Genomic DNA, 24535 nt, shown 5'->3' on the forward strand with positions numbered 1-24535 from the left:
CGGGTCTTGTCGGTACTGGGCCCGGGGCCGGTGGGGCCGCCGGTCAGCTGTCGAGGACGAGCGTGGTGAGGGCGGCCGCCTTGTCGAGGGCCTCCGCGACGCCGTCGGGGTCCTCGCCCGCGCAGATCACGTAGGCGTAGCGGGCCAGGTAGCCCTCCGGGGGGAGCAGCAGCGTGGTGCCGGGCTCCACCATGGGGACGGCTTCCAGCAGGCCGGGGCTGTCCCCGGGCGCCGGTACGTCGACCGAGCGGACGGTGCCGTTGGCGTGCGGGTAGAGGAAGCGGATGCCGACGGTCCGGTGGTGGTCCGGGGTCCACTCGGGGCGTACGCCCGTGGCCGCGTCCACGGCCAGCGCGGCCGGGTCGACGCCGGTGGCGAGCTTGCCGAGGTAGGGGATGAGGTCGCCGCCCAGCCGGGCGTTCACCTCGATGATCACCGGGCCGCGGGCGGTCAGCTTCACCTCGGTGTGGGTGATGCCGTACGCGATCCCCAGCTCGCGGTGGGCGGTGCGCAGGACGTGCAGCAGCTCCTCGTCGGCCAGCAGTGGGTCGGCGGCGTCGAGGGTGTGGCCCGTCTCCTCGAAGTAGGGGGCGGGGCCCAGTTCCTTGTGGGCGAGGAACAGCGGGGTGTAGCCGCCGTCGAAGTTCACCCCGTCGATGCTGATCTCGGGCCCGGTGACGCACTCCTCGACCAGCACCCCGCCCTCGTAGGAGAGGGAGCCGCCGCGGCTGGCGGAGTCGGCGACGTCGAAGGCGGTGAGCACCTCGTCCGGGCCGTCGACGCGGATGACGCCGATGCTGGCGCCCATGCCGCGCGGCTTGAGGACGACCGGGTAGCCGAAGGAGTCGGCGGTGGCGAGGGCCTCGTCGGCCTCGGTGACGTACGCGAACCGGGGCTGGGGCAGTCCGGCGGCGGTGAGCACCTGCCGGGTGTTGTGCTTGTTGCGGCAGTTCTCCACGCCGGCCACGGTCAGGCCGGGCAGGCCGAGCCGCTCGGCGATGTGGGCGGTGGCCACGACGAGGGTCTCGTCGTAGCTGAACACGCCCGCCACGCGGTGGGTGCGGGCCACCTCCTCGGCGGCGGCGACCAGGGCCTCCTGGTCGGGGACCAGGCGTTCGGCGTCCAGCAGGGGGACCGTGGTGGATCCGCGTACGTAGGGCTCCTGCCAGGTGGGGTCCACCGCGTCCAGGATCCAGACCGGGTGGCGGCGGGCCGCGCCCGCGAGCAGGTACTCGCGGTAGGGGCGGCCTCCGCTGCCGACCAGGATCACCACCGCGTCGTCCGTCATGTCCGTCATGTCCTTCACCTCGTCCTTCGTGGGTCGTGCGTTCGTCGTCGGGTCGTTCATCGGTGTGCCGTCCCCCGCCTCAGCCCGCCGCCGTGGCGAGGACCCGGTCGCCGGCCGTCGATATCGCCGCGACGCGCGGTGCGGCGATGCGGAGGTAGTCGGCGGTGGCCAGGCCCACGGAGCGGTCCAGGCGGGCGGCGTTGAAGTAGATCTCGTCGTGGTCGAGCAGCCGCTCGTCGACGATCAGGTGGAGGTCGGGGTGGAAGCTGAACGGCATCACCGTGCCGCTGACGCTGCCGGCGAGGCGTTCGGCGATCTCCCGGGTGGCGAAGGCGGTGCGGCCGCAGCCGCCGACCAGGTCCGCCAGGGCGTCCATGTCGACCTGGCGGTCGCCGGGCACCACGGCCAGGACGTACATGCCGGTCCGCTTGGTGATGCTCACCCGGACGACCATGCACTTGGCGGCCTCTTCGAGCCGGTGGCCGCGCAGCAGGCTCGCGAGGTCCGTACGGCCCTCGGCGGGGTGGTCGATCAGCCGGTAGCGGGCCTGGTGGGAGTCGAGGAGGTCGATCAGCTTCCCGTACATCACAGCTCCTGTTCCGCGTAGTACCAGTCCTCGGGGCTGATGAGCCCGAAGGGGTTGACGGGGGCCACGCCCCGGAGGCCCTTGGCGACCTCCAGCAGCCGGAACGGGAAGTTCGGCATCCAGATCACCGGGACCTGCTCGGCGATGTAGTCCTGGTAGGCGTGCAGGTCGGCCGGGTCGTCGCTCTTGACGGTCCGCGCGATCAGGGCGTCGGCCACCGGGTCGCTGTAGCTGCCGAAGTTGACGGAGGATCCGGTCGAGTACAGGGCCTCGCCGGTCGGGTAGAAGCCGGGTCCGTAGCCCCAGCCGCCGTTCCAGTCGCTGAACTCCCACAGGCAGGGGCTGTCGGGGCCCGGGGTGCAGGTGGTGTCCTCCAGGACCAGCACGCTCGCCTCGACCTCGGTCAGCTCGATCTCGATGCCGGCCCGCGCCGCGTCGGCGGCGAACTTCCGCATGACCTCGGTGAGGGTCTCGTGGCCCTGGGCGTAGCGCATCGAGAACCGCAGCGGGGTGCCGGCGGGGATGCCCTCCCCGGCTTCGCCGGGACCGGTGCCCTCGCGGACGCAGAGCGCCGGTGTGGTGGAGGTGTCCCAGCCGTTGGCCTCCAGCAGGGCGCGGGCCCGGTCGACGTCGAAGGGGTGCGGGTCGTGCCGGCGGGCGGGGGAGAGCAGGGGGCTGTCCGGGAGGGACGGGACGGGGCCGGTGGTCGGGTAGCCGTAGCCCTTGTAGACGTCGCGGATGGCGCCGTTCGAGTCCAGGCAGGACTGGAGGGCCTGGCGGAAGTAGAGCTCCTTGAAGATCCGGCCCTTGACGGTCGGGTTGTTGAAGTTGATCGGGAAGTAGTGGATCTTGTAGGTGAGTTGGGGCAGCAGGTCGTAGTGCTCGCCCAGCGGGTTGGGGCCGCCGGTCAGCGGGTCCTCGGCCGGCTCGGTGATCTCGTCGAACGGCAGGAAGCCGATCTGTACGCCGTCCGGGGCGTCCGGTCCCTTCAGGAGCCGCTCGTACTGGTCGCCGTCCGAACCGGTCGGGATCAGCCGGAACTCGTCGAGGTAGGGCTTGTCCGCCCCCGAGTAGCTCTCGTTCGGGACGAGCACGCACTCGCCGGAGACCCCGTCGATGGTGTAGCGGTCCAGCTTCCAGGGGCCGTTGACCACGCTCCACACCGGGCTGGTGTCCCAGCCCTCGCGGTCGTCGTTGCGGGCGCGCAGGTAGGCGTAGACGGCGGAGGCCTGCGCGGGGTCGTGGGTGGCGTCGGCCGGCACGTCGTCGGCGGTGCGGTCCCAGGCCTTCGGCAGCGGGGTGATGGTGCTGAACTGGTTCATCAGCACCCAGTTGTGCGAGTACGCGTCGTCGAAGGTGAAGCTGACCTTGTCCTCGGCGACCTTCCCGTAGGAGACCAGGTTGTCGGGGAAGAAGCCCGGGGTGTAGCCGCCGAACCGTTCCTTCTCCGCCTCCAGCAGGTGCATCCACAGCATCACGCCGTCGGCGTTCACCGTCTCGCCGTTCGACCACTTGTACGGCTTGAGGGTGATCGTCGCCGTCCGCCCGTCGGCGTCCCAGACGGGGGGCTCGGCGAGGCTGCGCTCGTAGTCGACGGTGGGCTGGCCGCCGCTGCCGTACCAGTACAGCGGCCGGTACATCAGCGTCTGGAACTCGTGCAGGTTGGCGACCCCGTAGTAGTCGCCGGGGGTGAACGGGAAGATGAACACCGGGCTGAACCCGCTGGTGCAGGCCCAGGTGACGCTCCCCCCGCGACGCGGGGCGGGCTGGGTCCTCGTCATGTCAGTACCTCTTCCAGGGCGGACTCGCCGCTGCTCGCGCCGGCGCCGTAGCGCTCCCAGCGCTCGTTGAGCCGGATGCGTCCGTCGGCGAGGATCTCGGGGGTGCTCCAGCACCGGCCGGCCACCACCTCGCCGTCCGCGAGCACCATCGTGTAGGTGAATTCGAGCTTCCCGTCGGCCGCGACCAGGCCGTTGAGGGAGCCCCTGCGGACCGGGCCGCCGTCGAAACGGGCCCACAGCAGGTCGCCTTCGTGGCGGTAGTGGCCGACGGGGGCGTCCTCGCCGGGCGGGTAGCCGGTGTTGCGGAAGCTGCGGCCGTCGTAGTCGATGCTCACCGGCGGATCTCCAGCGTGCAGCACTTCACCGATCCGCCGGCCTTCAGCAGCTCCGAGGTGTCCACCCCGTGCGGGACGAACCCGCGCTCGCGCAGCTCGTCGATCAGGCCGGTGGCCGTCTCCGGCAGGACCACGTTGAGCCCGTCGCTGACCGCGTTCAGCCCGAAGGCCTCCGCGTCCTCGCGGGAGGCGATGACCGCCTCCGGATACAGGGCCCGCAGCACCGCCAGGCTCTCCGTGGAGAACGCGGCCGGGTAGTACATCACCGTGTCGTCGTCCAGGACGCACAGCGCCGTGTCCAGGTGGTAGAACCGCGGGTCGACCAGGGTCAGGACGACCACGTGCAGCCCGAAGAAGGCCTTGAGCCCCTCGTGCGCCGCCGGGTCGCTGCGGAACCCGGTGCCGGCCAGGATGCGCCGGCCCGCCGGGGCGAAGTCGCCCTCGCCCTCGTTGACGTACTCCGGGACGTGGACCTCGGGGTAGCCGCGCTCGGCGAACCAGGCCCGGTACGCCTCGGCCTCCGCGGCCCGCTCCTCGTGGCGGAAGCGGGCCACCAGCACCTTCCCGTCGACGACGGTGGCCCCGTTGGCCGCGAACACCATGTCCGGCAGGCCCTCCACCGGGTCGATCCGCTCGACCTCGTGGCCCAGCTCCACGTACAGGTCGTGGATCCGCTCCCACTGCGCCATCGCCAGCTCCGCGTCCACCGGCTTGTCCGGCCGCATCCACGGGTTGATGGCGTAGCGGACGTCGAAGTGGGCGGGCGGGCACATCAGGTAGTGCCGCCGGGTCGCCTCACGCATGCTCCGGCCTCATCTCGGTGCGGATGCGGCTCGCCATCACGTGGGCGGTGCTCAGGGCCTCCTCCAGCGAGGCGCCCCGGGCGCCGAGGAAGCCGAGGATGTTGTTGCCGGCCGGCGGCCGCTTGATGACCGTGCCGGGCGTGGCCGTGATCTTGAGGAAGAAGACCGAGGGGTCCTCGGCGGCCCCCTCCGGCACCTCGACCGAGGCCACCGTTCCGGAGCCGCTGATCAGGCACATCGCGGCCGTGTGCACCTCCTTCGGGGAGTACGCGGAGACCTCCGGGCGGGCGCCGCGCGCGACGTCCGCCACGCACCGGATCGGGTCGTGGCCGGCGCTGATCCGGGCCATGTGGTCCAGGCCGCCGCCGCCGGGGCGGACGGCGATCTCCAGGACGAAGGGCTTGCCCTGGTGGAAGCGGATCTCGGCGTGGAGCACGGCCCGGCGCAGCCCCTGCGCGTGGGCGGCCGTCCTGACCACCCGGTGGACCTCCTCGACCTGTTCGGGCGTCAGGGAGGTCGGCGCGTGGTGCACGTCGTCGTCGAAGGTGCCGCTCTCGACCGTGATCCGGTCGACGATGGAGCCCAGGTAGACCTCGTCGTCCCAGGCCACGGCCTCGATGAGGTGCTCGTGGCCGTCGAGGTAGCCCTCGATGATGACCCCGTTCGGGCCCAGGTCCAGGCCGTCCGCCTCCATCAGGGCCCAGGTCATCGTCTCGATGCCGGTCATCACGTCGGCGAACCGGACCCGCATCTCCTCGGGGTCGTCCACCTTGAAGACGAAGTTGCTCGCCGCGCCCAGGGTCGGCTTGAGGATCAGCGGGTAGCCGAGCTCGGCGCCGGCGGCGACGGCCGTCTCCACGTCCGCGGCGAAGCGGAAGGCGGGGTGCGCGGCGCCGCCGCGCTCGTGGGCCTGGCGCATCAGGTACTTGTTGCGGCTGGTGCGGGCGGCCTCCACCCCGATGCCGGGCAGGCCCAGGGCCTCGGCGACGGCGGCGACGGCGACCACACCCGACTCGGAGAAGGTCAGGACCCCCTCGAAGTCCTCCTCGGCGTGCCATTCCTTGGCCGCCGTGATGATGTCCTCGATCTGCTGGGACCCCGCGATCCGGTAGCGGGAGGACTCCCAGAAGTCGTCCGTGCCCAGGCCGTTGAGGACGTACAGCTCGGCGCCGAGCGCCTCGACCTGCTGGTAGCGCGATACGTAGTAGGTGGCGTTCTGGCTGGCTTCCAGGGCGAGCAGCTTCATCCCGGTCACCCCTCTCAGGCCTTGGCCGCGGCGGCCACGAGGACCTCGGCGTCGGCGTCGTCGTCGGCGGGCAGGGCGGCGGGGGCCGGGGCCGCGCCGGCCTCGGCCTCGGCGGCGGGGGCCGCGAGGAAGGACTTCGGCAGGGCCAGGACGGTGGCGGTGGCGACGACCACGACCAGGGCGGAGAGGGCGTAGAAGCCGTACTGCACCTTGGTGGCGTCGACCAGCAGCGAGATCCCCGTCACGGCGGCGGTGCCGGCCGCGAGGCCGAAGGCGTTGGTGGCGCCGAAGACGAAGCCGGTGCGCTCCTCGGGAGCGGCCTTCATCAGGGCGGTGCGGGCCGCGATGCGGGCCACGCAGAAGGTGATGCCGGCGAACGGGATGGCCGCCATCATCGCGTACAGGTGCAGCGACTCGGTGACCAGGATGACGGCCCAGACGAGGTAGCCGATGAGGGCCGTCTTCACGAGCCCGGACTTGGCGCTGAGCTTGCCGAAGGTCCACGGGGCGGCCAGGGCGCCGATGCCGAACAGGGCGTCGACCACGCCCAGGTAGCCGGTGTTGCTGTGGAAGGCGTCGAGGACCAGGACCAGCATGATGCTGTTGCCGGTGATGATGACGATGTTGCCGATGGCGTAGAGCAGGGCGAGGCGGGCCAGCGGCGGGCGGGGCCCGGAGGCCTTGGCGGCGGTGGCGGCGGCCTTGGCGGCCGTGGCGGCGGAGGAGCCCGCGGAGCCCGCCGGGCGGCGGCCGATCGCGAAGAGCATCAGCGCGGAGACGAAGAAGGTCGCGGAGTTGAAGTAGAAGAGCGCGTCCACGCCCGTCCAGACGATGACCCAGCCGCCGAGCGCCGCCGAGGCCAGCGAGCCGGCCTGGATGGCCACCTCGGAGTTGCCGTTGAACTTGGCGAGGCGGGCCTCCGGGATCCGCTCCTTGATCAGGGCGTTGCTGGCCGGGAAGAAGAGGGCCGCGGAGATCGACAGCACGAAGCTGGCGACGTAGCTGACCGTGGACGGCTCGCCGCCCAGCGCCAGCCACAGCGGCAGGCCGATCGCCGCCACGCCGCTGACCAGGTCGGAGATCACCGCGAGGGTCCGGCGGTCGAAGCGGTCGACGAGCTTGCCGAAGTACACGGACAGCGCGACCTGCGGGATGGTCACGGCGATCATCAGCCAGCTGACCGCGAGCATGGTGTTCTGGGCGGTGAAGACCAGGTAGGAGGCGGCCGTCAGCTGGATGCCGTTGCCGAGGTTGGTGATGAACGTCGCGGGGACGAGCAGCCGTTCGGCCTTGTTGGCCTTCGGCGGGGCGGTCGTGGACACGGGGGCTCCTCGGGGGTCAGACTCGGACGTCGACCGGCTCGGCGGGGGCGGCGAAGGCCCCCACGGCGGTGGACAGGGTGGGCAGTCGCAGGGCCGCGACGGGGGTGGCCGTGGTGAAGCGGCCCGGGAGGCTCAGCTCCATACCCGCCGCACCGGCGCGCTCGGCCAGGTCGACGAGCAGCGGGGCGGCGCAGGCGAGCAGCGCGCGGACGGACAGCAGCAGGTCGCCGACGGCCGGCAGGTCGCCCGCCGTGGTGCGCCCGGCCTGCTTCACCAGCCGGTCCAGGTAGACGACGACCAGGTCGGCCGCCCGGTGCAGGCTGAAGCTCTCCAGCTCGTAGTGGGCGCGGAAGCGGTCGACGACCGTCCCGGCGTGCTCGGCGCCGGCGGCCGACACCGGCAGCGCCGTGCCGTCGGCCACCCCGTCGAGCAGCTCCGCCACCCGGCCCGCGAGCCGGTTCCACGGCTCGACCAGCCGGGAGGAGGACAGGGCGTCGAGGGCCGCGCGGCTGAAGTTCGTCCGGGAGTGCTCGGGCGCGGTCAGGGCCAGGTAGAAGCGGACCAGGTCGCGGGGGACCTCGGCCACCAGGTCGGCGGCCCAGACCACGTGGCCCTTGCTGGTGGAGAACTTCTGGTTCTCCAGCTCGTAGAACTCGTTCGAGACGATGGCGTGCGGTTCGACGTACCGGCCGCCGTGCGCCATCAGCAGGGCCAGGTGCGTCATTCCCCAGAAGTAGACGTTGTCGAATCCGAGGAAGTAGACGAGCTCGATGTCGTTCTCGGCGATCCAGTGCTCGTCGAGGCCGTCGGTGCGGTCGCCCTGCTGCGCGGCCGCCCACCAGGTGCAGTACATCGACGCGGCCATGCCCTCGGCCCACGCGTTGAGGACCTGCCCGGGCGTCTCGGCGAACGGCGCCGCGATGCCCCAGGAGAGCGGGTAGGTGATCGGGAAGTCGGGCAGCGGCCGGGCCAGCGCCTCCCGCACCAGCTGCTCGGTGTGCGGGCGCAGGACGTCCCGGTGCGAGGCGTAGTAGGCGATGAGCCGGTCGCGGTACTCCTCCATCGGCAGGACGAGCACCGTCGCCTCGCGGTGGGTGACCACGGCGTCCGGGTCGGTGGTGGAGCGCGGGTTCAGCAGCTCGTCGAAGTTGTTCGGGTGGCCGCAGGACTCGCACAGGCCGCCCCGGCTCTCCAGCAGGCAGACCGGGCAGTCGCCCGCGACCAGGCCCTCCACGAGGTACTCGCCGGTGGCCTCCACGTACGGGAAGCGGACCGTCTTCAGCCGGAACGCCCCCGCGGCGTGCAGGTCGGTGACGAAGTCGAGGACGGTCGTGCGGTACCCCTGGTCGAACGGGGCGAAGCCGTCCACGGAGACGCCCGCCGCCTCCAGCGTGGCGGTGATCTGCGCGGCGGAGCGGTCGGCCAGCTCCTGCGGCTCCAGCCCGGCCCGGCGGGCGCTGGCGACCACGTAGGTCTGGCTGTCGTCGGTGCCGCTGGTGTACGTCACCGGGCGGCCGGAGGCGCGCAGGTAGCGCGCGTACACGTCGCCCGCCAGGAAGGGGCCCGCCAGGTGCCCGGTGTGCAGGTCCCCGTTGGGGGTCGGCGGGGGCGCGATGATGACCGTACGGCGGCTCACTTGGCGCCCTCCGGGTGACGGGCCGAGAAGCGCTCGGACATCTCCAGGTCCCACCAGACGCTGTACATCTCGAAGTCCGCGCCGGACTCGTTGACCACCCGGTGCTCGGTGCCCGGGGTGAAGTGGACGATGTCCCCCGTCTCGAAGGGCACGCGGGTGCCCTCGGACTCCAGGAACGCGGAGCCGGAGACGGCGATGAAGATCTCGTACTCGTGGTGCGCGTGCGGGGTGGACGCGGTGCCGGGCGCGATCACGCACCACGAGCCCTCGAAGGGGGCGTTCAGTTCGGGCCAGGGCAGCAGCCGCTGGGCGTCCAGTCCGTTCTCGTGGACCAGACCGGGGCGGTCCAGGTGCTTGATGAGCATCGGGTGGTCTCTCTCGTGGGGTGGCGGGGCTCGTACGGGGCCGCGCGGCCGTCAGGCGGCGGCGCCGGCGAGGCTGAGCTCGCGGGCCTGGGCGGGGATGGCCGCCGGGGCGGTGGAGCGGTGCGCGAGGATGTCGAGCGTGATCTCGGCGGAGCGGCCGGCGAGGACGCTGAGCAGCGAGTCGGCGATGCCGTGCGTGGCCTCGTTGACGCCCTGCAGGTAGCAGGCGGCGCTCGCCGGGCGGCCCAGGTCGAGCCGGTAGTGGCGGCTGACCTCGATCCGCTCCAGACCGATCGAGTCGCCCAGGGCGCGGACCGCGCGCGGCATGTCCCGGACGAAGCCGGTGCCGAGCAGGACCAGGTCGGTGCGCATCTCGCGCTCGGCGCCGGTCTTGCGGTCGGCGAGGGTCAGGACGACCTCGTCCCCGTCCATGCGCGCGTCGCGCACGTCGGTCATCGGCTGCATGCCGAGGCGGGCCTCGCCGCTGCGACGGTCCTGGTAGAACTGCCGGTAGAGGGCGTCGAGGGTGGCCGGGGCCAGACCGCCGTAGTTGGAGCGGTACATCTCGTTCAGCAGCTGGCGGCGGGCCTCGGGGGCCGAGTCGTAGAACTCGTCGATGAAGGACGAGTAGTAGAGCTCGTTGGTGAACTTGCTGCTCTCGTAGCCGTTGAGGCCGATGGAGCGCATGATCAGCGTCGGGCGGCACTCGGGCAGGTCCCGCAGGGCCTGGCCGAACAGCTCGGCCGCGCTCTGCGCGCCGCCGATGACGGCGACCCGGTGCGGGAGGGCGGCGTTCACCTCGCGGATGCGCTGCGTGTACTGCGTGCTGTGGATGACGCGTTCGGCGGGCAGGCCGGCGAAGACCTCGGGGACGTGGGCGTCGCGGCCCGCGCCGACCACCAGGTAGCGGCACTCGATGGTGTCGCCGTTCGCCAGGGTGACCACCCAGCCGGTGATCTCGCCGTCCTCCGCGCTCAGTGCGCTGACGGAGACGCACTCGCGGCCGTACTCGATGCGGACCGCGGTGAGTTCGTCCGCGACCCACTGGAGGTACTCGGAGATCTCGCTGCGGTACGGGACCCAGCTGCCCAGGTTGACGAAGGCGTCGAGACGGTCGTTGGCGTGCAGGAAGTTGACGAAGGAGAAGCGGCTCTGCGGATTGCGCAGCGTCACCAGGTCCTTGAGGAAGGACACCTGGCTGAGCGCGTCGGGCAGCAGCATGCCGCGCTGCCAGACGATGTCCTCGTCGCGCTCGATCAGCAGGGTGTCGCCGGCCAGCTCGGGGGCGAGCTCCTCGATCGCTACGGCCAGGGCCAGGTTCGCCGGTCCTGCGCCGACCGCGAGCAGTTCGACCTTGCGGTGTGCCATGGAAGTTACCTCCGGGTGGGGGAGCGATAACCGGATTCCACGCCGCGCCGCGATTGCCCGGAAGCCGTGGACGGCACGGACAATCAACTCCGCCGAGACGGGGCCCGGAGCGTTGATTGACCGGTCCTCCAGAGCGCTTCCGGTCAACGTGTGGCCCGATTTCGATGGGTTCCCTCACACCCATGAGAAGGAGTGCTCGTGCCGATCACCGACACCATCACGCCCGCCGGCGCGTACTACCGGCCGGCCGCTCCCGCCCGGGTGGCCACCCGCCGCCGCCTGCTGATGTGCCGACCCCGGCACTACGACGTCACGTACTCGATCAACCCGTGGATGAACCCGCAGCTCGCCACCGACAACGCCCTCGCGGTGCGCCAGTGGGAGGCGCTGCGCGACCTCTACCTGGAGCTCGGGCACGTGGTGGAGGAGATCGACCCCCTCGACGGCCTGCCCGACATGGTGTTCGCCGCCAACGGGGCGACCGTCGTCGACGGCCGCGTCTACGGCGCCCGCTTCCGGCACGCCGAGCGCACCGCGGAGGGGCCCGCGTACCTGCGCTGGCTGGAGGGGCGCGGCTACAAGGACGTGCTCTGGCCCGAGTTCGTCAACGAGGGGGAGGGCGACTTCCTCACCGTGGGCCGCCGCATCCTGGCGGGCACCGGCTTCCGCACCGACCCGCGCTCGCACCTGGAGGCCCAGGAGTTCCTCGGCCTGCCGGTCACCTCGCTGACGCTGGTCAACCCGGACTACTACCACCTGGACACCGCGCTGGCCGTGCTCTCGGACGACGAGGTCATGTACTACCCGGCGGCCTTCTCCCCGGGCAGTCAGGCCGTCCTGCGCGCCATGTTCCCGGGCGCGGTGCTGGCGAGCGCCGAGGACGCGGCCGTCTTCGGGCTCAACGCCTTCTCCGACGGCCGCCACGTGCTCCTGCCCGCCGCGGCCACCGGGCTCCACGCCCAGCTGCGGGCGCGCGGGTTCGAGCCGGTGGGCGTCGAGCTCTCCGAGCTCCTCAAGGCCGGCGGCAGCGTGAAGTGCTGCACGCTGGAACTCCGGGACCGCTGAGCCGCTCCCGGTACCGGATCCGGCCCTGTGACCGGGTGCTCCGGGGGTCTGTGGGGTCCCCCGGATGGCCCCGTCACAGGGCCGCCGCGCGTCCCGTGGCCGACAGTGGGGACAGGCCCGCACCCGGGGCCGCCCCGGGCCCGCCCGGCGGCGCGCCGCCCGGGGGCACACCCACACCACGCCGGAGGCGCACGCAGATGGGACTCTTCGATTTCCTGAAGCACGACAAGAAGAAGCAGGCGGAGCAGACCGAGCAGCAGGCCGCCGCTCCGGGCGGGGGCGCCGCCCCGCCCACTCCGTCCGACATGGGGTCGAAGTACACCGACGCGGCGGCGGCCACCAAGGCGGCGGCCGAGCGGATGGCGGCCTCGGCGCCGAAGTCCGCCATGCCGCCCAAGACCCCGATGCCGCCCAAGGCGGCGCATCCCGCGCCGGCCGCGCCCAGCGACCTGTCGGCCGCGCACAAGGCCGTCCCGGTGCCGCCCAAGCCGGCGCCGGCCGCCAAGAAGCGCACGTACACCGTCAAGCCGGGTGACTCGCTCTCCGCGATCGCCCGCCGCGAGCTCGGCAACGAGGCCCGCTGGCGCGAGCTGTACGCCCTGAACCGGGGCGTGATCGGCGCCAACCCCGACCTCATCCACCCCGGACAGGTGCTGACGCTCCCCAGCTGAGCGCGTACGCACGGCAGGGGCCCGGATCCTCGACGGATCCGGGCCCCTGCCGTGTGGACGGGTCCGCTCAGTGCGCCCCGTTCTCCCTCTCCTTCTCCGCCAGCTCGTCGTCGAAGCTCGCCGGCGCCGCGTCCCGGTCCGACAGCTCGGTGGCGGCCGGGGGCTCCACCAGCCAGTCCGGGTTCGACTGCCGGTCCCACCACTTCCAGGCCGCGTACGCCCCCGTGGCGAGGACGCCGGCCAGTGCGAGCCCCTTGAACATCCGGCCGCACTTGGCGCGCCGCTCATGGCGCCGCACCAGCCGCTGCACCTCCTGGGCGGTCACCTGGCCGCGCAGCGCGGCCAGGGCGGCCATGGACCGGTTCGAGGCCTCCTCGGCGACGGGCCGGCCCGCGGCGATGGCGCTCTCCAGCCGGGGCGCGGTGTAGTCGACCGCGTGCCGGCAGGCGAGCTTCGTCTGGTGGACGGCCTTGGTGGCGGCCCGGTCCACGTTCGGGGGCAGGTGGGTGCGCGCGGCGTGCATCCTGGGATGCAGATGGTTGTCGTAGGCGGCGCGGGCCTGATGGGAAGCCTGGGCGGCCGCGTACGAGACCTTCGGCGCCAGCCGTGCGTTCGCCTCGTGGGCGTACTGGACGGCCGCGTCCCTGGCGGTCCCCGCGTAGGGTGCCACCACTTCCGCCGCGTGCCTCATGGCGTCCCTGGCGTTCTCGGCGGCCAGGCTCACGCTGTCCTTGCGGGTCACGGGATCCTCCTCCTCGGTGGCGGACACGGTTCACCTTTCCACCCTTTGTCGGATCATGCCTGCCATAGCGGCGCGGGGCGCGCGTGACAGGGCATCCGGGTGGAGGAATTTCCGCCGCGTACCGCCCTCCGTGGGAGGATCGGGGCCGACAGTGATGACTATGGAAGGCAGACCCGTGGCCGAGAAGCTCTACGCCACCCTGAAGACCAACCACGGCGACATCGAGATCGAGCTGCTGGAGAACTTCGCGCCGAAGACCGTCCGCAACTTCGTGGAGCTCGCCACGGGCGCCCGCGAGTGGACCCGCCCCACGGACGGCCAGAAGACCACGGCCCCGCTCTACGACGGCACCGTCTTCCACCGCGTCATCAGCGGCTTCATGATCCAGGGGGGCGACCCGCTCGGCAACGGCACCGGCGGCCCCGGCTACCGGTTCGCCGACGAGTTCCACCCCGACCTCGCGTTCACCAAGCCCTACCTGCTGGCCATGGCCAACGCCGGCCCGGGCACCAACGGCTCGCAGTTCTTCATCACCGTCGCACCCACCGCCTGGCTGACCCGCAAGCACACCATCTTCGGCGAGGTCACCGACAAGGACAGCCGGAAGGTCGTGGACGCCATCGCCTCCGGCCCGACCAACCCGCGCACGGAGCGCCCGCTGGACGACGTGATCATCCAGTCCGTGACCGTCGAGCGGCGCGAGTCCAAGCGCTGACGGGAACGCGCTGACGGGAACCAACGCGGCCCGTCCGTCCGTACTGCATGTGTACGCACCGCACGGGCACGGACTGGACGTGCACGGACCGGCAGGGGCGCGCACCCTGCCCCGCCGCTGACCGAGGGGACCGATGGACACCGAGCGTCTGCCGGGCTGCTACCGCCACCCGGACCGGGACACGGGCATCAGCTGTGCCCGCTGCGACCGGCCCATCTGCCCGGACTGCATGATCAGCGCCTCGGTGGGCTACCAGTGCCCCGAGTGCGTCCGGGGCGGCTCCGGCACCGGGCACGCGCCGGCGGCCAACGCCCCGCGCACGGTCGCGGGCGGGCTGGTCTCCGCCGATCCCCAGCTCCTGACCAAGATCCTGATCGGGATCAACGCGGCGGTCTTCCTCGCCGCGTACGCCGTACCGGGACTGGCGGTCCAGCTGGAGCTGCTGGGCCGGTACGTGGAGTACTACGGGGCGCCGGTGGAGGGGGTCTCCACCGGGCAGTACCACCGGCTGCTGACCTCGGTGTTCCTGCATGTGGAGTGGTGGCACGTCTTCGGCAACATAGTAGCCCTGTGGGTGATCGGCGGCCCGCTGGAGGCGGCCCTGGGCCGCGCCCGCTACCTGGCCCTCTACCTGCTCTCGGGGCTGGGCGGCAGCGCCCTGGTCTACCTGCTGACCGCGCCGAACACCCCGACGCTCGGCGCGTCCGGCGCCATCTGCGGACTGCTCGGCGCCACCGTCGTCCTCGCCCGCCGGCTGCGGTACGAGATGCGGCCCGTGCTGATCACCCTCGGGCTGATGCTGCTGGTGACCTTCGTGCCGCTGGGCGGCGGCTGGTCGGTCTCCTGGCAGGCCCACATCGGCGGCCTGGTCACGGGCGCGCTGGTCGCCCTGGGGCTGCTGGCCCCCGTCACGGGCAGGAAGCGCACGCTCGTCCAGGGGGGCGCCTGTGTGGCGGTCTTCCTGCTGGCGGCGGCCGTGATCGTGGTGCGGACGGCCGCACTCACCTGATCACACCGGCGTCAACTCTCCACAGAGTTATCCACAGATCTTCTGTCTTTTCCTCAGGTGTGGATGACGCTGTGGATAACTCATGGGGAGAGGTTGCGCCGCTCGGCTATCCGTGTACTACTTCCACTGAGTGGAAACGCCGAATCCGGCTGCGATGAATCCGAAACCGACCACGATGTTCCAATTGCCCAGCGCCTCGATCGGCAGCTGGGTGTCGGTCACGTAGAAGACGACGATCCACGCGAGCCCGATCAGGAAGAAGGCCAGCATGACCGGGGCGACCCAGCCGCGGCTTCCCAGCCTGATCTGCTGCGCCTGCTGCTTCGCCGGCGGCGGCGTGTAGTCGTCCTTCTTGCGGATACGTGACTTCGGCACGAGGGGCTCTCCTGTCGATGCGCTGGGGGACCTTGCCTGCCCCGGGCGTCCGTTAGCGTAGTGGACCTGTGGCGTTGAAGGAGAAGGGTACGTTGACCAATTCCGGCGACTCCTCCGCGGGTCCCCGCCGCCGCCACCGTCCGGTGCGGCTGCTGACGGCCGCCGTGTTCGCCCTGGCGGGCCTCATCTTCGTCACCAGCTTCAACACGTCCAAGGGTACGAACATCCGCACGGACGCCTCCCTGCTCAAGCTCTCGGACCTGATCCACGAGCGCAGCGCCAACAACGCCGAGCTGGAGAAGAGCGCCGCGGCCGTCCGGGCCCAGGTCGACGCCCTCGCCGACCGCGACAACGGCAGCACCCGGGCCGAGGACGCCAAGCTCGCCGCCCTGCGCAAGGCCTCCGGCACCGAGGAGCTCAGCGGCAAGGGCCTCAGTGTCACCCTCAACGACGCCCCGCCGAACGCCACCGCGCGCGTCCCCGGCGTCCCCGACCCGCAGCCCAACGACCTCGTCATCCACCAGCAGGACCTCCAGGCCGTGGTGAACGCCCTGTGGCTGGGCGGCGCCGAGGGCATCGAGGTCATGGGCCAGCGGCTGATCGCCACCAGCGCCGTGCGCTGCGTCGGCAACACCCTGATCCTCCAGGGCCGCGTCTACTCGCCCCCGTACAAGGTCTCGGCGGTCGGCGACCCGGGCGCGCTGCGCAAGGCCCTGAACAACTCCCCCGCCATCCAGAACTACCAGCTGTACGTCAACGCCTACGGGCTCGGCTGGAAAGTCGAGGAGGACAAGCGGCTGACACTTCCCGGCTACTCCGGCACAGTGGACCTCCACTATGCGAAGCCGCTGGAGTCCGCCTCGCCCTGACGCCGTACTGCGCCTGACGGTACGGACGTTCAGCGAGCTGTGCCTGACCGCCGGAACGCTGATCGTGCTCTTCGTCGTCTACGTCCTGCTGTGGACCGGGGTCAAGGCCGACCGGGCCATGGACGGGGAACGGGCCCGGCTGCGCGACCGCTGGGCCGCGGCGGCCCCCGCCGCCGTACCCCCGCCGGCCTCCCCCGCGCCGCAGGCCCCGGCGCCCCCGGCCCCCGCGCCCCCTCCCTACCCCGCCGGACAGGCCTTCGCCGAGATGTACGTCCCCCGCTTCGGCGCGGACTGGAGCAAGCCGGTCCTGGAGGGCACGGACACCGACCTGCTCAAGAAGGGCCTCGGCCACTACACCGGCACCGCCCGCCCCGGCGGCGAGGGCAACTTCGCCGTCGCCGGCCACCGGCGCACCTACGGGGACCCCTTCAAGGACCTCGACGAACTCCGCCCCGGCGACACCGTGATCATCCGGGACGCCGTGAACCGGTACACCTACACCGTCCGCGGCGAACCCCTGCGCACCCTGCCCACCGAGACCGGCGTGGTCGACCCCGTCCCGCGCCGCTCCCCCTTCGCCACCCCCGGCAGGTACCTCACCCTCACCACCTGCGATCCCGAGTGGGGCCACAGCCACCGCCTGATCGTCTGGGCCGAGCTCACCGGCACCCGGGCCGCCGGTACCGGGGGATTGCCCGGGTGACCCCCGCCACGGGGGCCCCGGCCCGTAGTCTGGTGCGGTACCGCCCCCGCGGTGCGTGAGTGAATCGTGGACGACGAAGGAAACGGACGGAATGTACGGCTGGATCTGGCGGCATCTGCCGGGCAACGCGTGGGTGCGGGCGCTGATCTGTCTCGTACTGGTCCTCGCGGTGGTGTTCGTGCTCTTCCAGTACGTCTTCCCGTGGGCCGAGCCGCTCCTTCCCTTCAACGACGTGACGGTGGACGAGGGATCGGGAGCCACTCCGTGAGCGCGCGCATTCTGGTTGTCGACAACTACGACAGCTTTGTCTTCAATCTGGTCCAGTACCTCTATCAGCTTGGCGCCGAATGCGAGGTGCTGCGCAACGACCAGGTCGAGCTCGCCCACGCTCAGGACGGCTTCGACGGCGTCCTCCTCTCCCCCGGCCCCGGCACGCCCGAGGAGGCCGGCGTCTGCGTCGACATGGTCCGGCACTGCGCCGACACCGGCGTCCCGGTCTTCGGCGTCTGCCTCGGCATGCAGTCCATGGCCGTCGCCTACGGCGGCGTCGTGGACCGCGCCCCCGAGCTGCTGCACGGCAAGACCTCCCCCGTGGTCCACGAGGGCCTCGGCGTCTTCTCCGGACTCCCCTCGCCCTTCACCGCCACCCGCTACCACTCCCTCGCCGCCGAGCCGGGGACCCTGCCCGACGTGCTGGAGGTCACCGCCCGCACCGAGGACGGGATCATCATGGGCCTGCGGCACCGGGAGCACGACGTGGAGGGCGTCCAGTTCCACCCCGAGTCGGTGCTCACCGAGTGGGGCCACCGGATGCTCGCCAACTGGCTCGTGCGCTGCGGTGACGCCGGCGCCGTCGCCCGGTCGGAGGGCCTGGCCCCGGTGGTGGGCAAGGCCGTCGCGTGACGACGGTCGCGCCGTCCGCGCCCAGCGAGGGCCGGGCCGCGCGGCGCAGGGCAGCGCAGCAGGCCGCGAAACGCTCGCACGCGCGGGCCCGTAAACGGGGCGGGCGGGGCCGCAGGCGGGCCCGTGCCCCGCGCTCCGGCGGGCCGGTGGTGGTGCTCAGCCGGGTCGTCGGCGAGCTGTTCATCACCGTCGGCGTGGTGATGCTGCTGTTCGTCGCCTACCAGCTCTGGTACACGAACCTGCTGGCGGAGCGTACGGCGAGCGGGGCCGCCGGCTCGCTGCGGCAGAACTGGGAGCACCCCCCGGCGGCCGCCGCGCCGCCCGTGGCCGCCTTCGAGCCCGGACAGGGCTTCGCGATCCTGCACATCCCCAAGCTGGACCTCAAGGTTCCGGTGGCCGAGGGGGTCAGCAAGGCGAAGGTGCTCGACAAGGGGATGGTCGGCCACTACGCGGAGGGTGCGCTGAAGACGGCCATGCCGGCCGACCCCCAGGGGAACTTCGCGCTCGCCGGGCACCGCAACACCCACGGTGAACCGTTCCGGTACATCAACCAGCTGGTGGCGGGCGACCCCATCGTGGTCGAGACACGGGACGCGTACTACACCTACAAGATGACCTCGGCCCTGCCGCAGACCTCCCCGGCGAACGTGTCCGTCATCAAGCCGGTGCCGGAGGGTTCCGGGTTCACCGGACCCGGCCGGTACATCACGCTGACGACCTGCACCCCGGAGTTCACCAGCACCTACCGGATGATCGTATGGGGCAGGATGGTCGACGAACGCCCGCGCAGCCAGGGTGCTCCGCCCGCGCTGAACAGCCGCTGAACAGCCCGTAAGGACGAATCCGCAGTGTCTCGTGCCCGCCGCCGCTCCGCTCCGCCGCCCGCCGACCGCAGTGTGCTCGCGGGGGCCCTGAGCCTGCTGGGGGAGCTCCTGATCACGGTGGGGCTGATCCTGGGGCTCTTCGTGGCGTACTCGCTGTGGTGGACCAACGTCCTCGCCGACCGCGACGCCTCGGCCCGGGGCGACCAGGTCCGCCGGCAGTGGCAGGCGCCCGCCTCCCCCGGGACCGCGGCCCAGCCCGGAGCCCTCGACACCCAGGACGGGATCGGCTTCCTGCACGTGCCCTCGATGAAGAACGGCGAGGTGCTGGTCAAGCCCGGCACCTCCCCGGACGTCCTCAACGACGGCGTGGCCGGCTACTACACGGACCCGGTGAAGTCGGCCCTGCCCTGGGACGACAAGGGCAACTTCGCGCTGGCGGCGCACCGCGACGGGCACGGGGCGAAGTTCCACAACATCGACAAGGTGCGGAAGGGCGACGCGATCGTCTTCGAGACTAAGGACACCTGGTACGTCTACAAGGTCTTCGCGGAGCTCAGCCAGACCTCGAAGTACAACACCGACGTGATCAACCCGGTCCCGAAGGAGTCGGGCAAGACCACCCCCGGCCGCTACATCACGCTGACGACCTGCACCCCGGTCTACACCTCGAAGTACCGCTACATCGTCTGGGGCGAACTGATCCGCACGGAAAAGGTCAACGCGAACCGCACCCCACCGGCCGAGCTGCGCTAGTTTCACGTGAAACGGGCCCGGCCCCTCCCCGATCGGGGAGGGGCCGGGCCCGTTCTCGGTCCGGTTCCTAGCGGCGACCGCCGGTCAGGCCGCCGAAGAAGCCTCCGCCGCCCTGCTGGCCGCCGTCCTGCGGTTTGGCCACCGTGCGGACGTTGACCACCGTGCCGCCCGGCACCTGGCTGCCGGCGCCGGGGATGGAGTCGACGATCACAGCGCTGTCGTCGGTCGGGCCTGCCAGGGCCGAGCCGAACACCAGGTTGCTCCCTTGGAGGGTCAGCTTGGCCTGGGCTACGGTCTGGCCCGTCAGCGGCGGCACCACCGTCAGCGTCGCCGGGGCGCCCTTGGAGATGCTGACGTTGACCGGGGTGTCCTTGGGAAGCTGCTTACCGGGCTCGTACTGCTGCGCCACGATCGTCTTCGGCGCGGCTCCCGGCTGGTCGACCTCGGTGGTGCTGCCGAGCTTGAGCTTGGCGTCCTGGAGGGCCTTGACCGCCGCCTCCTTGGTCAGACCGGTGAGGTCCGGGACGACGCCCTTCGCGACCTCCTTGGCGACCTGGAGGGTGACCACCGAACCCTGCTCGGCCTGGGTGCCGGCCTTGGGGTTCTGGTCGATGACGGTGCCGGGGTTGGCGCCGTCGGACTCGACGAGCTTCTTCTCGACCTGGAAGTTGCTCTTCTTCAGCAGGGTCTCGGCGTCCTCGAACTTCAGCCGTGCGACGTCGGGGACGGCCGCCTTGGGCGCGCCCGAGGAGACCTTGACCTTGACCGAGGTGCCCTTGTCGACCTTGGTGCCCTCGGCCGGGTTCTGCGAGCAGACGTTGCCCTTGGGCTGGTCCGCGCAGGGCTCCTCGGCCTCCTTCTCCACCGTGAGGCCCATGTTCTTGCCGCTGCTCTGCGCCTGCTCGAAGGTCTGGCCGACGAGTCTGGGCACGGCGGGCCGGTTGTCCGTCCCGCTGAAGAGGGTCCGCCCGATCAGGATCGCGCCGACCAGGACGAGCACCGCGGCCACGGCCAGCAGGATCGTCGAGGCCCGGCTCTTCTTCTGCTGGCGGCGGCCGTGACCCTGGTCGTAGCCGCCGTGGCCCTGGTCCTGGTACCCGTATCCGCCGTCGCCCCCGGGGGGCATCGGCGGCATCATCGAGGTCTGGCCCGCGTCCGGGGAGCGCAGGGCGGTGGTGGGCTGGTCGTAGCCCTGGTGCCCGTAGCCGCCCTGGTCGGGGTAGCCGTAGCCGGCGCCGCCCATGGTGGCGGTCGCGGCGACGGGCTGGCCCTCGAGGCAGGCCTCGATGTCGGCCCGCATCTCGTCCGCCGACTGGTAGCGGTAGTCGGGGTCCTTGACCAGCGCCTTGAGGACGATGGCGTCCATCACGGGCGTGATCTCGGGGTCGAAGTTCGACGGCGGCTGCGGCTCTTCCCGCACGTGCTGGTAGGCGACCGCCACGGGGGAGTCACCGACGAACGGGGGCCGCACGCAGAGCAGCTCGTAGAGCAGGCAGCCCGCGGAGTACAGGTCGGAGCGCGCGTCGACCTGCTCGCCCTTGGCCTGCTCCGGGGAGAGGTACTGGGCGGTGCCGATCACGGCGGCCGTCTGCGTCATGGTCATCCCGGAGTCGCCCATGGCGCGGGCGATGCCGAAGTCCATGACCTTGACCTGGCCGGTCCGGGTGAGCATGACGTTGGCGGGCTTGATGTCACGGTGGACGATGCCCGCGCGGTGCGAGTACTCCAGGGCCTGGAGGATGCCGATGCACATCTCCAGGGTCCGCTCGGGCAGCAGCTTGCGGCCCGAGTGCAGCAGCTCGCGCAGGGTGGAGCCGTCGACGTACTCCATCACGATGTACGGGATGGAGATGTTGTCGACGTAGTCCTCGCCGGTGTCGTAGACCGCGACGATGGCCGGGTGGTTGAGCGACGCGGCCGACTGGGCCTCGCGGCGGAACCGGGCCTGGAAGGACGGGTCACGGGCGAGGTCGGCGCGCAGGGTCTTGACGGCTACGGTACGGCCGAGCCGGGTGTCGTGCCCGAGGTAGACCTCGGCCATGCCACCGCGGCCGAGCACGTGGCTCAGCTCGTACCGGCCGCCGAGGCGACGCGGCTCTTCCATAACGTTCCAGCCCTCTCCGTCAGTCCCGACCGCACCCGTGTGTGGTCCGGCGGTGTGCTGTTCGCGGCAAGGCTACCGGCCGATCGTCGGTGATCGGTTCGTGACCACAGGCTGATATCGGACCGGTACCGAGCGCTCGGATCCCGTCTACGGGTGTCATCCCTTGTTCTTCAGGACGGCTTCCATGACGGCCTTCGCGACCGGCGCGGCCAGGCCGCCGCCGGTGATGTCCTCGCGGTCCTGGACGGCGCTGTCCTCGATGACGACGGCCACGGCCACGGGGGAGGAGCCGTCGGGCAGCTCGGCGTAGGAGATGAACCAGGCGTAGGGGCGCTTGGCGTTCTTCTCGCCGTGCTGGGCGGTACCGGTCTTGCCGCCGACCTTGACGTTCTTGATCTTGGCCGAGGTGCCCGTGCCGTTCTCGACGACGTTCACCATCATCTGCTGGACCTTCTGCGCGTTCGCCGCGCTGAGGGGCCGGCTCATCTCCTGCGGCTCGTGCTTCTCGATGGTGTCGAGGTTCGGGGCGGTGAGCTGCTCGACCATGTACGGCTTCATCAGCTTGCCGTCGTTGGCGATGGCCGCGGTGACCATGGCCATCTGGAGCGGGGTGGCCGCCGTGTTGAACTGGCCGATCGAGCTCAGCGCGTTGCCGTCCTTGCCCATCGTCTTGTCGTAGACGCTGGCGAAGGCGCGGACCGGGGTGTCGATGGTGCTGTTGAAGCCGAACTTCTGGGCCGTCTCGACCATGCCGTCACGGCCGACCTTGTCGCCGATGTGCGCGAAGACCGAGTTGCAGGAGACCTGGAGCGCGTAGTTCAGGGTCGCCTTCTCGCAGCCCGTGGCGTGGTTGACCATCGGGGTCTTCGTGCCGGGCAGGATGTACGGCTCGGGGGTGTCGGTCGGCAGGTTGATGTCGCTGACGACGTTGTGCTCCAGCGCGGCCGCGGTGGTGACCACCTTGAAGGTGGAGCCCGGCGGGTAGGTCTCGCGCAGGGCGCGGTTGACCAGGTTCTTGTCGGCGCTGTCGTTCAGCGTGCGCCAGGCCTTCTCGTCGTTCTTGGAGTTGCCCGCGAAGGTCGAGGGGTCGTACGACGGGGTGCTGGCCAGGGCCAGGATGGCGCCGGTGCGCGGGTCGATCGCCGCGACCGCGCCCTTCTTGTCGCCGAGCGAGCTGAAGGCGGCCTTCTGGGCGTCGGCGTTCAGGGTGGTGATGACGTTGCCGCCCTGCTTCTTCTCACCGGTGAACATGCCGATCGTCCGGTCGAAGAAGAGCCGGTCGTCGTTGCCGGTCAGGATGCCGTCGTCGATCTTCTCCAGCTGGGTGGAGCCGAAGGCCTGGGAGGCGTAGCCGGTGACCGGCGCCCACAGCGGGCCGTCGATGTAGGTCCGCTTGAACTTGAAGTCGCTGCCGTCGGTGACCGCGGACCCGGTGACGGGCTGGCCGCCGACGATGATGTTGCCGCGCTCGGTGGCGTACTGGGCGATCTGGACCCGCCGGTTCTCCTTGCGGGTGCTGAGGTCCTCGGCCTGCACGTACTGCAGCCAGTTGGTGCGGATCAGCAGGGCGAGGACGAGGAGCCCGCAGAACAGCGAGATGCGGCGCAGGGGCTTGTTCATGACGGGCGGACCACCTGGGTCATCTCGGAGTCGGGGGACGGGGCGGGGGCCGGGGCGGGGCGGCGTGCGGTGTCGCTGATCCGGATGAGGATGGCGATGAGCACCCAGTTCGCCAGGACGGAGGAACCGCCGGAGGCGAGGAAGGGCATGGTCATGCCGGTGAGGGGGATGAGGCCCATGACTCCGCCGGCGACGACGAAGATCTGGAGGGCGAAGGCGCCGGAGAGCCCGATGGCGAAGAGCTTGCCGAAGGGGTCGCGGGCGGCGAGGGCGGTGCGCACGCCCCGCTCGATGATCAGGCCGTAGAGCAGGAGGAAGGCCATGACGCCGGTGAGGCCGAGTTCCTCGCCGACGGTGGAGAAGATGAAGTCGGAGTTGGCGGCGAAGCCGATGAGGTCCGAGTTGCCCTGGCCCCAGCCGGTGCCGAGGACGCCGCCGGAACCGAAGCTCATGATCGACTGGCCGACCTGCTCGCAGGCGCCGGAGGTGGTGTAGCAGGCGAAGGGGTCGAGCCAGGCGGTGACGCGGACCTTCACGTGGCTGGCGGTCATGCCGACGACGGTGGCGCCGCCGACCGACATCAGCAGGCCGATGACGATCCAGCTGGTCCGCTCGGTGGCCACGTACAGCATGATCACGAACATGCCGAAGAACAGCAGCGAGGTGCCGAGGTCGTTCTCGAAGACGAGGACGAGCAGGCTCATCGCCCAGATCATCAGGATCGGGCCGAGGTCGCGCCCGCGCGGCAGGTAGAGGCCCATGAAGCGGCGGCTGGCCAGGGCCAGGGCGTCGCGTTTCACCATCAGGTAGCCGGCGAAGAAGATCGCGATGACGATCTTGGCGAACTCACCGGGCTGGATGGAGAAGCCGCCGACGCTGATCCAGATCTTCGCGCCGAAGACGTCCGCGCCCAGACCCGGGACCACGGGCAGGATCAGCAGGACCAGGGCGCCGGCCATCGAGATGTACGTGAACCGCTGGAGCACGCGGTGGTCCTTGAGGACCAGCAGGACGACGGAGAACAGGGCGATGGCGAGCCCCGTGTACATCATCTGGCGCGGCGCGGACTCCGAGAAGGTGCCGAAGCTGCGCTTGGCGAGGTTCCGCAGCCGCTCGGACTGGTCGAGCCGCCAGATCAGGACGACGCCGAGGCCGTTGAGCAGGGTCGCGATCGGCAGCAGCAGCGGGTCGGCGTACTTGGCGTAGCGGCGTACGACGAGGTGCGCGATGCCGGAGAGCACGGCGAAGCCGAGCCCGTAGACCAGCATGCCCGGGGGCAGCTCGCCGTGGATCGAGAGGCCCACGTTGGCGTAGGCGAAGATCGGGATGACCACGGCGAAGGCGAGCAGCAGGAGCTCGGTGTTCCGCCGGCTCGGCGCCTCGATGGCGCCGATGGTGGTCGTGTTGGTGACAACGCTCATGGTGTGGCGGGCCCCCTGTGCCCGCGTATGT

At 71.1% G+C, this 24535-nt stretch carries 24 protein-coding genes and 1 pseudogene; 10 read left to right on the plus strand and 15 right to left on the minus strand.

All coding sequences use genetic code 11. From position 1 onward, the window contains the following. Positions 1-43: 43 nt before the first annotated feature. The 10 genes from ABT403_RS05165 to ABT403_RS05210 form a co-directional block, all read right to left on the minus strand. Complete coding sequence (locus ABT403_RS05165; RefSeq protein ID WP_344160258.1) at positions 44-1297, minus strand: ATP-grasp domain-containing protein; 1254 nt, start codon at positions 1295-1297, stop codon at positions 44-46. Positions 1298-1367: 70 nt separating this feature from the next. Next, a complete protein-coding gene (locus ABT403_RS05170; protein WP_344160255.1) occupies positions 1368-1874 on the minus strand; it encodes a YbaK/EbsC family protein in 507 nt (168 codons plus the stop codon). Continuing rightward, entirely contained in the window at positions 1874-3655 is a 1782-nt protein-coding gene (locus ABT403_RS05175; protein ID WP_344160252.1) for an ABC transporter substrate-binding protein, read from the minus strand. Before ABT403_RS05175 ends, ABT403_RS05170 begins: the two co-directional genes overlap by 1 nt. Continuing rightward, positions 3652-3990, minus strand: a complete 339-nt coding sequence (locus ABT403_RS05180) for an avidin-fold protein (RefSeq protein WP_344160249.1) — start codon at positions 3988-3990, stop codon at positions 3652-3654. Before ABT403_RS05180 ends, ABT403_RS05175 begins: the two co-directional genes overlap by 4 nt. Continuing rightward, positions 3987-4793, minus strand: a complete 807-nt coding sequence (ddaH, locus tag ABT403_RS05185) for a dimethylargininase (RefSeq protein ID WP_344160246.1) — start codon at positions 4791-4793, stop codon at positions 3987-3989. The genes ABT403_RS05180 and ddaH (ABT403_RS05185) overlap by 4 nt, the downstream gene beginning before the upstream one ends. After that, a complete protein-coding gene (locus tag ABT403_RS05190) occupies positions 4786-6039 on the minus strand; it encodes an ATP-grasp domain-containing protein (RefSeq protein ID WP_344160243.1) in 1254 nt (417 codons plus the stop codon). The genes ddaH (ABT403_RS05185) and ABT403_RS05190 overlap by 8 nt, the downstream gene beginning before the upstream one ends. A 14-nt stretch (positions 6040-6053) precedes the next feature. After that, entirely contained in the window at positions 6054-7361 is a 1308-nt protein-coding gene (locus tag ABT403_RS05195; RefSeq protein ID WP_344160240.1) for an MFS transporter, read from the minus strand. A gap of 16 nt (positions 7362-7377) precedes the next feature. Continuing rightward, positions 7378-8997 carry a class I tRNA ligase family protein gene (locus tag ABT403_RS05200; protein WP_344160237.1) on the minus strand — a complete coding sequence of 540 codons (1620 nt, stop codon included), beginning with the start codon at positions 8995-8997 and terminating at the stop codon, positions 7378-7380. After that, positions 8994-9362, minus strand: a complete 369-nt coding sequence (locus ABT403_RS05205; RefSeq protein ID WP_344160234.1) for a cupin domain-containing protein — start codon at positions 9360-9362, stop codon at positions 8994-8996. Before ABT403_RS05205 ends, ABT403_RS05200 begins: the two co-directional genes overlap by 4 nt. A gap of 51 nt (positions 9363-9413) precedes the next feature. Continuing rightward, positions 9414-10730 carry a SidA/IucD/PvdA family monooxygenase gene (locus ABT403_RS05210; RefSeq protein WP_344160231.1) on the minus strand — a complete coding sequence of 439 codons (1317 nt, stop codon included), beginning with the start codon at positions 10728-10730 and terminating at the stop codon, positions 9414-9416. Between the two features lie 198 nt (positions 10731-10928). Between ABT403_RS05210 and ddaH (ABT403_RS05215) the strand changes: the two genes are divergently transcribed. After that, positions 10929-11795 carry a dimethylargininase gene (gene ddaH, locus ABT403_RS05215; RefSeq protein ID WP_344160228.1) on the plus strand — a complete coding sequence of 289 codons (867 nt, stop codon included), beginning with the start codon at positions 10929-10931 and terminating at the stop codon, positions 11793-11795. A 197-nt stretch (positions 11796-11992) separates the two neighbouring features. Further along, on the plus strand, positions 11993-12466 hold the full coding sequence (locus ABT403_RS05220) for a LysM peptidoglycan-binding domain-containing protein (RefSeq protein WP_344160226.1): 474 nt from the start codon (positions 11993-11995) through the stop codon (positions 12464-12466). Between the two features lie 67 nt (positions 12467-12533). On the opposite strand, the gene ABT403_RS05225 is transcribed toward ABT403_RS05220, so the two are convergent. Continuing rightward, on the minus strand, positions 12534-13235 hold the full coding sequence (locus tag ABT403_RS05225; protein WP_425580204.1) for a DUF5324 family protein: 702 nt from the start codon (positions 13233-13235) through the stop codon (positions 12534-12536). Between the two features lie 148 nt (positions 13236-13383). Here ABT403_RS05225 and ABT403_RS05230 point away from each other — a divergent pair, with 148 nt between their 5' ends. Both ABT403_RS05230 and ABT403_RS05235 read left to right on the plus strand, forming a co-directional pair. Continuing rightward, positions 13384-13923 (plus strand): peptidylprolyl isomerase, encoded by a 540-nt coding sequence (locus ABT403_RS05230; RefSeq protein WP_344160853.1) that lies wholly within the window; start codon positions 13384-13386, stop codon positions 13921-13923. A gap of 133 nt (positions 13924-14056) precedes the next feature. Then, a complete protein-coding gene (locus tag ABT403_RS05235) occupies positions 14057-14932 on the plus strand; it encodes a rhomboid family intramembrane serine protease (RefSeq protein ID WP_344160224.1) in 876 nt (291 codons plus the stop codon). A 117-nt stretch (positions 14933-15049) separates the two neighbouring features. On the opposite strand, the gene crgA is transcribed toward ABT403_RS05235, so the two are convergent. Next, positions 15050-15307, minus strand: coding sequence for a cell division protein CrgA (crgA, locus tag ABT403_RS05240; protein ID WP_079428582.1), 258 nt, complete (start codon positions 15305-15307; stop codon positions 15050-15052). A gap of 92 nt (positions 15308-15399) precedes the next feature. Between crgA and ABT403_RS05245 the strand changes: the two genes are divergently transcribed. The 6 genes and pseudogenes from ABT403_RS05245 to ABT403_RS05270 all read left to right on the plus strand — a co-directional run bounded on the left by ABT403_RS05245 (position 15400) and on the right by ABT403_RS05270 (position 19359). Next, positions 15400-16176: a DUF881 domain-containing protein gene (locus ABT403_RS05245; protein ID WP_344160219.1), complete on the plus strand. Its 777-nt coding sequence runs from the start codon at positions 15400-15402 to the stop codon at positions 16174-16176. Next, entirely contained in the window at positions 16145-16879 is a 735-nt protein-coding gene (locus ABT403_RS05250) for a class E sortase (RefSeq protein WP_344160216.1), read from the plus strand. The genes ABT403_RS05245 and ABT403_RS05250 overlap by 32 nt, the downstream gene beginning before the upstream one ends. Before the next feature lie 91 nt (positions 16880-16970). After that, on the plus strand, positions 16971-17147 hold the full coding sequence (locus ABT403_RS05255) for a hypothetical protein (RefSeq protein ID WP_045945358.1): 177 nt from the start codon (positions 16971-16973) through the stop codon (positions 17145-17147). Continuing rightward, positions 17144-17782, plus strand: a complete 639-nt coding sequence (locus ABT403_RS05260) for an aminodeoxychorismate/anthranilate synthase component II (RefSeq protein ID WP_344160210.1) — start codon at positions 17144-17146, stop codon at positions 17780-17782. The genes ABT403_RS05255 and ABT403_RS05260 overlap by 4 nt, the downstream gene beginning before the upstream one ends. A gap of 149 nt (positions 17783-17931) precedes the next feature. Then, positions 17932-18606: pseudogene (locus ABT403_RS05265) on the plus strand (class E sortase); the annotation flags it as partial. 24 nt (positions 18607-18630) lie between these two features. Continuing rightward, on the plus strand, positions 18631-19359 hold the full coding sequence (locus ABT403_RS05270; RefSeq protein WP_344160207.1) for a class E sortase: 729 nt from the start codon (positions 18631-18633) through the stop codon (positions 19357-19359). A gap of 67 nt (positions 19360-19426) precedes the next feature. On the opposite strand, the gene pknB is transcribed toward ABT403_RS05270, so the two are convergent. From pknB to ABT403_RS05285, 3 genes are all read right to left on the minus strand, one after another. Then, positions 19427-21463 (minus strand): Stk1 family PASTA domain-containing Ser/Thr kinase, encoded by a 2037-nt coding sequence (pknB, locus tag ABT403_RS05275; protein ID WP_344160205.1) that lies wholly within the window; start codon positions 21461-21463, stop codon positions 19427-19429. 156 nt (positions 21464-21619) lie between these two features. Further along, entirely contained in the window at positions 21620-23083 is a 1464-nt protein-coding gene (locus ABT403_RS05280; RefSeq protein WP_344160202.1) for a peptidoglycan D,D-transpeptidase FtsI family protein, read from the minus strand. After that, positions 23080-24504 carry an FtsW/RodA/SpoVE family cell cycle protein gene (locus tag ABT403_RS05285; RefSeq protein WP_344160199.1) on the minus strand — a complete coding sequence of 475 codons (1425 nt, stop codon included), beginning with the start codon at positions 24502-24504 and terminating at the stop codon, positions 23080-23082. The genes ABT403_RS05280 and ABT403_RS05285 overlap by 4 nt, the downstream gene beginning before the upstream one ends. Between the last annotated feature and the right edge of the window lie 31 nt (positions 24505-24535).

The sequence above is a fragment of the Streptomyces sp. NPDC000075 genome (assembly GCF_040301925.1).
Classification (GTDB): domain Bacteria; phylum Actinomycetota; class Actinomycetes; order Streptomycetales; family Streptomycetaceae; genus Streptomyces; species Streptomyces polychromogenes.

Bases quoted from the DNA above. Each gene is read 5' to 3' on its own strand.
- ABT403_RS05165 (WP_344160258.1), bottom strand. From the start codon at position 1,297: ATGACGGACATGACGGACGACGCGGTGGTGATCCTGGTCGGCAGCGGA.
- ABT403_RS05170 (WP_344160255.1), bottom strand. From the start codon at position 1,874: ATGTACGGGAAGCTGATCGACCTCCTCGACTCCCACCAGGCCCGCTAC.
- ABT403_RS05175 (WP_344160252.1), bottom strand. From the start codon at position 3,655: ATGACGAGGACCCAGCCCGCCCCGCGTCGCGGGGGGAGCGTCACCTGG.
- ddaH (WP_344160246.1), bottom strand. From the start codon at position 4,793: ATGCGTGAGGCGACCCGGCGGCACTACCTGATGTGCCCGCCCGCCCAC.
- ABT403_RS05190 (WP_344160243.1), bottom strand. From the start codon at position 6,039: ATGAAGCTGCTCGCCCTGGAAGCCAGCCAGAACGCCACCTACTACGTA.
- ABT403_RS05205 (WP_344160234.1), bottom strand. From the start codon at position 9,362: ATGCTCATCAAGCACCTGGACCGCCCCGGTCTGGTCCACGAGAACGGA.
- ABT403_RS05210 (WP_344160231.1), bottom strand. From the start codon at position 10,730: ATGGCACACCGCAAGGTCGAACTGCTCGCGGTCGGCGCAGGACCGGCG.
- ABT403_RS05220 (WP_344160226.1), top strand. From the start codon at position 11,993: ATGGGACTCTTCGATTTCCTGAAGCACGACAAGAAGAAGCAGGCGGAG.
- ABT403_RS05235 (WP_344160224.1), top strand. From the start codon at position 14,057: ATGGACACCGAGCGTCTGCCGGGCTGCTACCGCCACCCGGACCGGGAC.
- ABT403_RS05250 (WP_344160216.1), top strand. From the start codon at position 16,145: ATGCGAAGCCGCTGGAGTCCGCCTCGCCCTGACGCCGTACTGCGCCTG.
- ABT403_RS05255 (WP_045945358.1), top strand. From the start codon at position 16,971: ATGTACGGCTGGATCTGGCGGCATCTGCCGGGCAACGCGTGGGTGCGG.
- pknB (WP_344160205.1), bottom strand. From the start codon at position 21,463: ATGGAAGAGCCGCGTCGCCTCGGCGGCCGGTACGAGCTGAGCCACGTG.
- ABT403_RS05280 (WP_344160202.1), bottom strand. From the start codon at position 23,083: ATGAACAAGCCCCTGCGCCGCATCTCGCTGTTCTGCGGGCTCCTCGTC.
- ABT403_RS05285 (WP_344160199.1), bottom strand. From the start codon at position 24,504: ATGAGCGTTGTCACCAACACGACCACCATCGGCGCCATCGAGGCGCCG.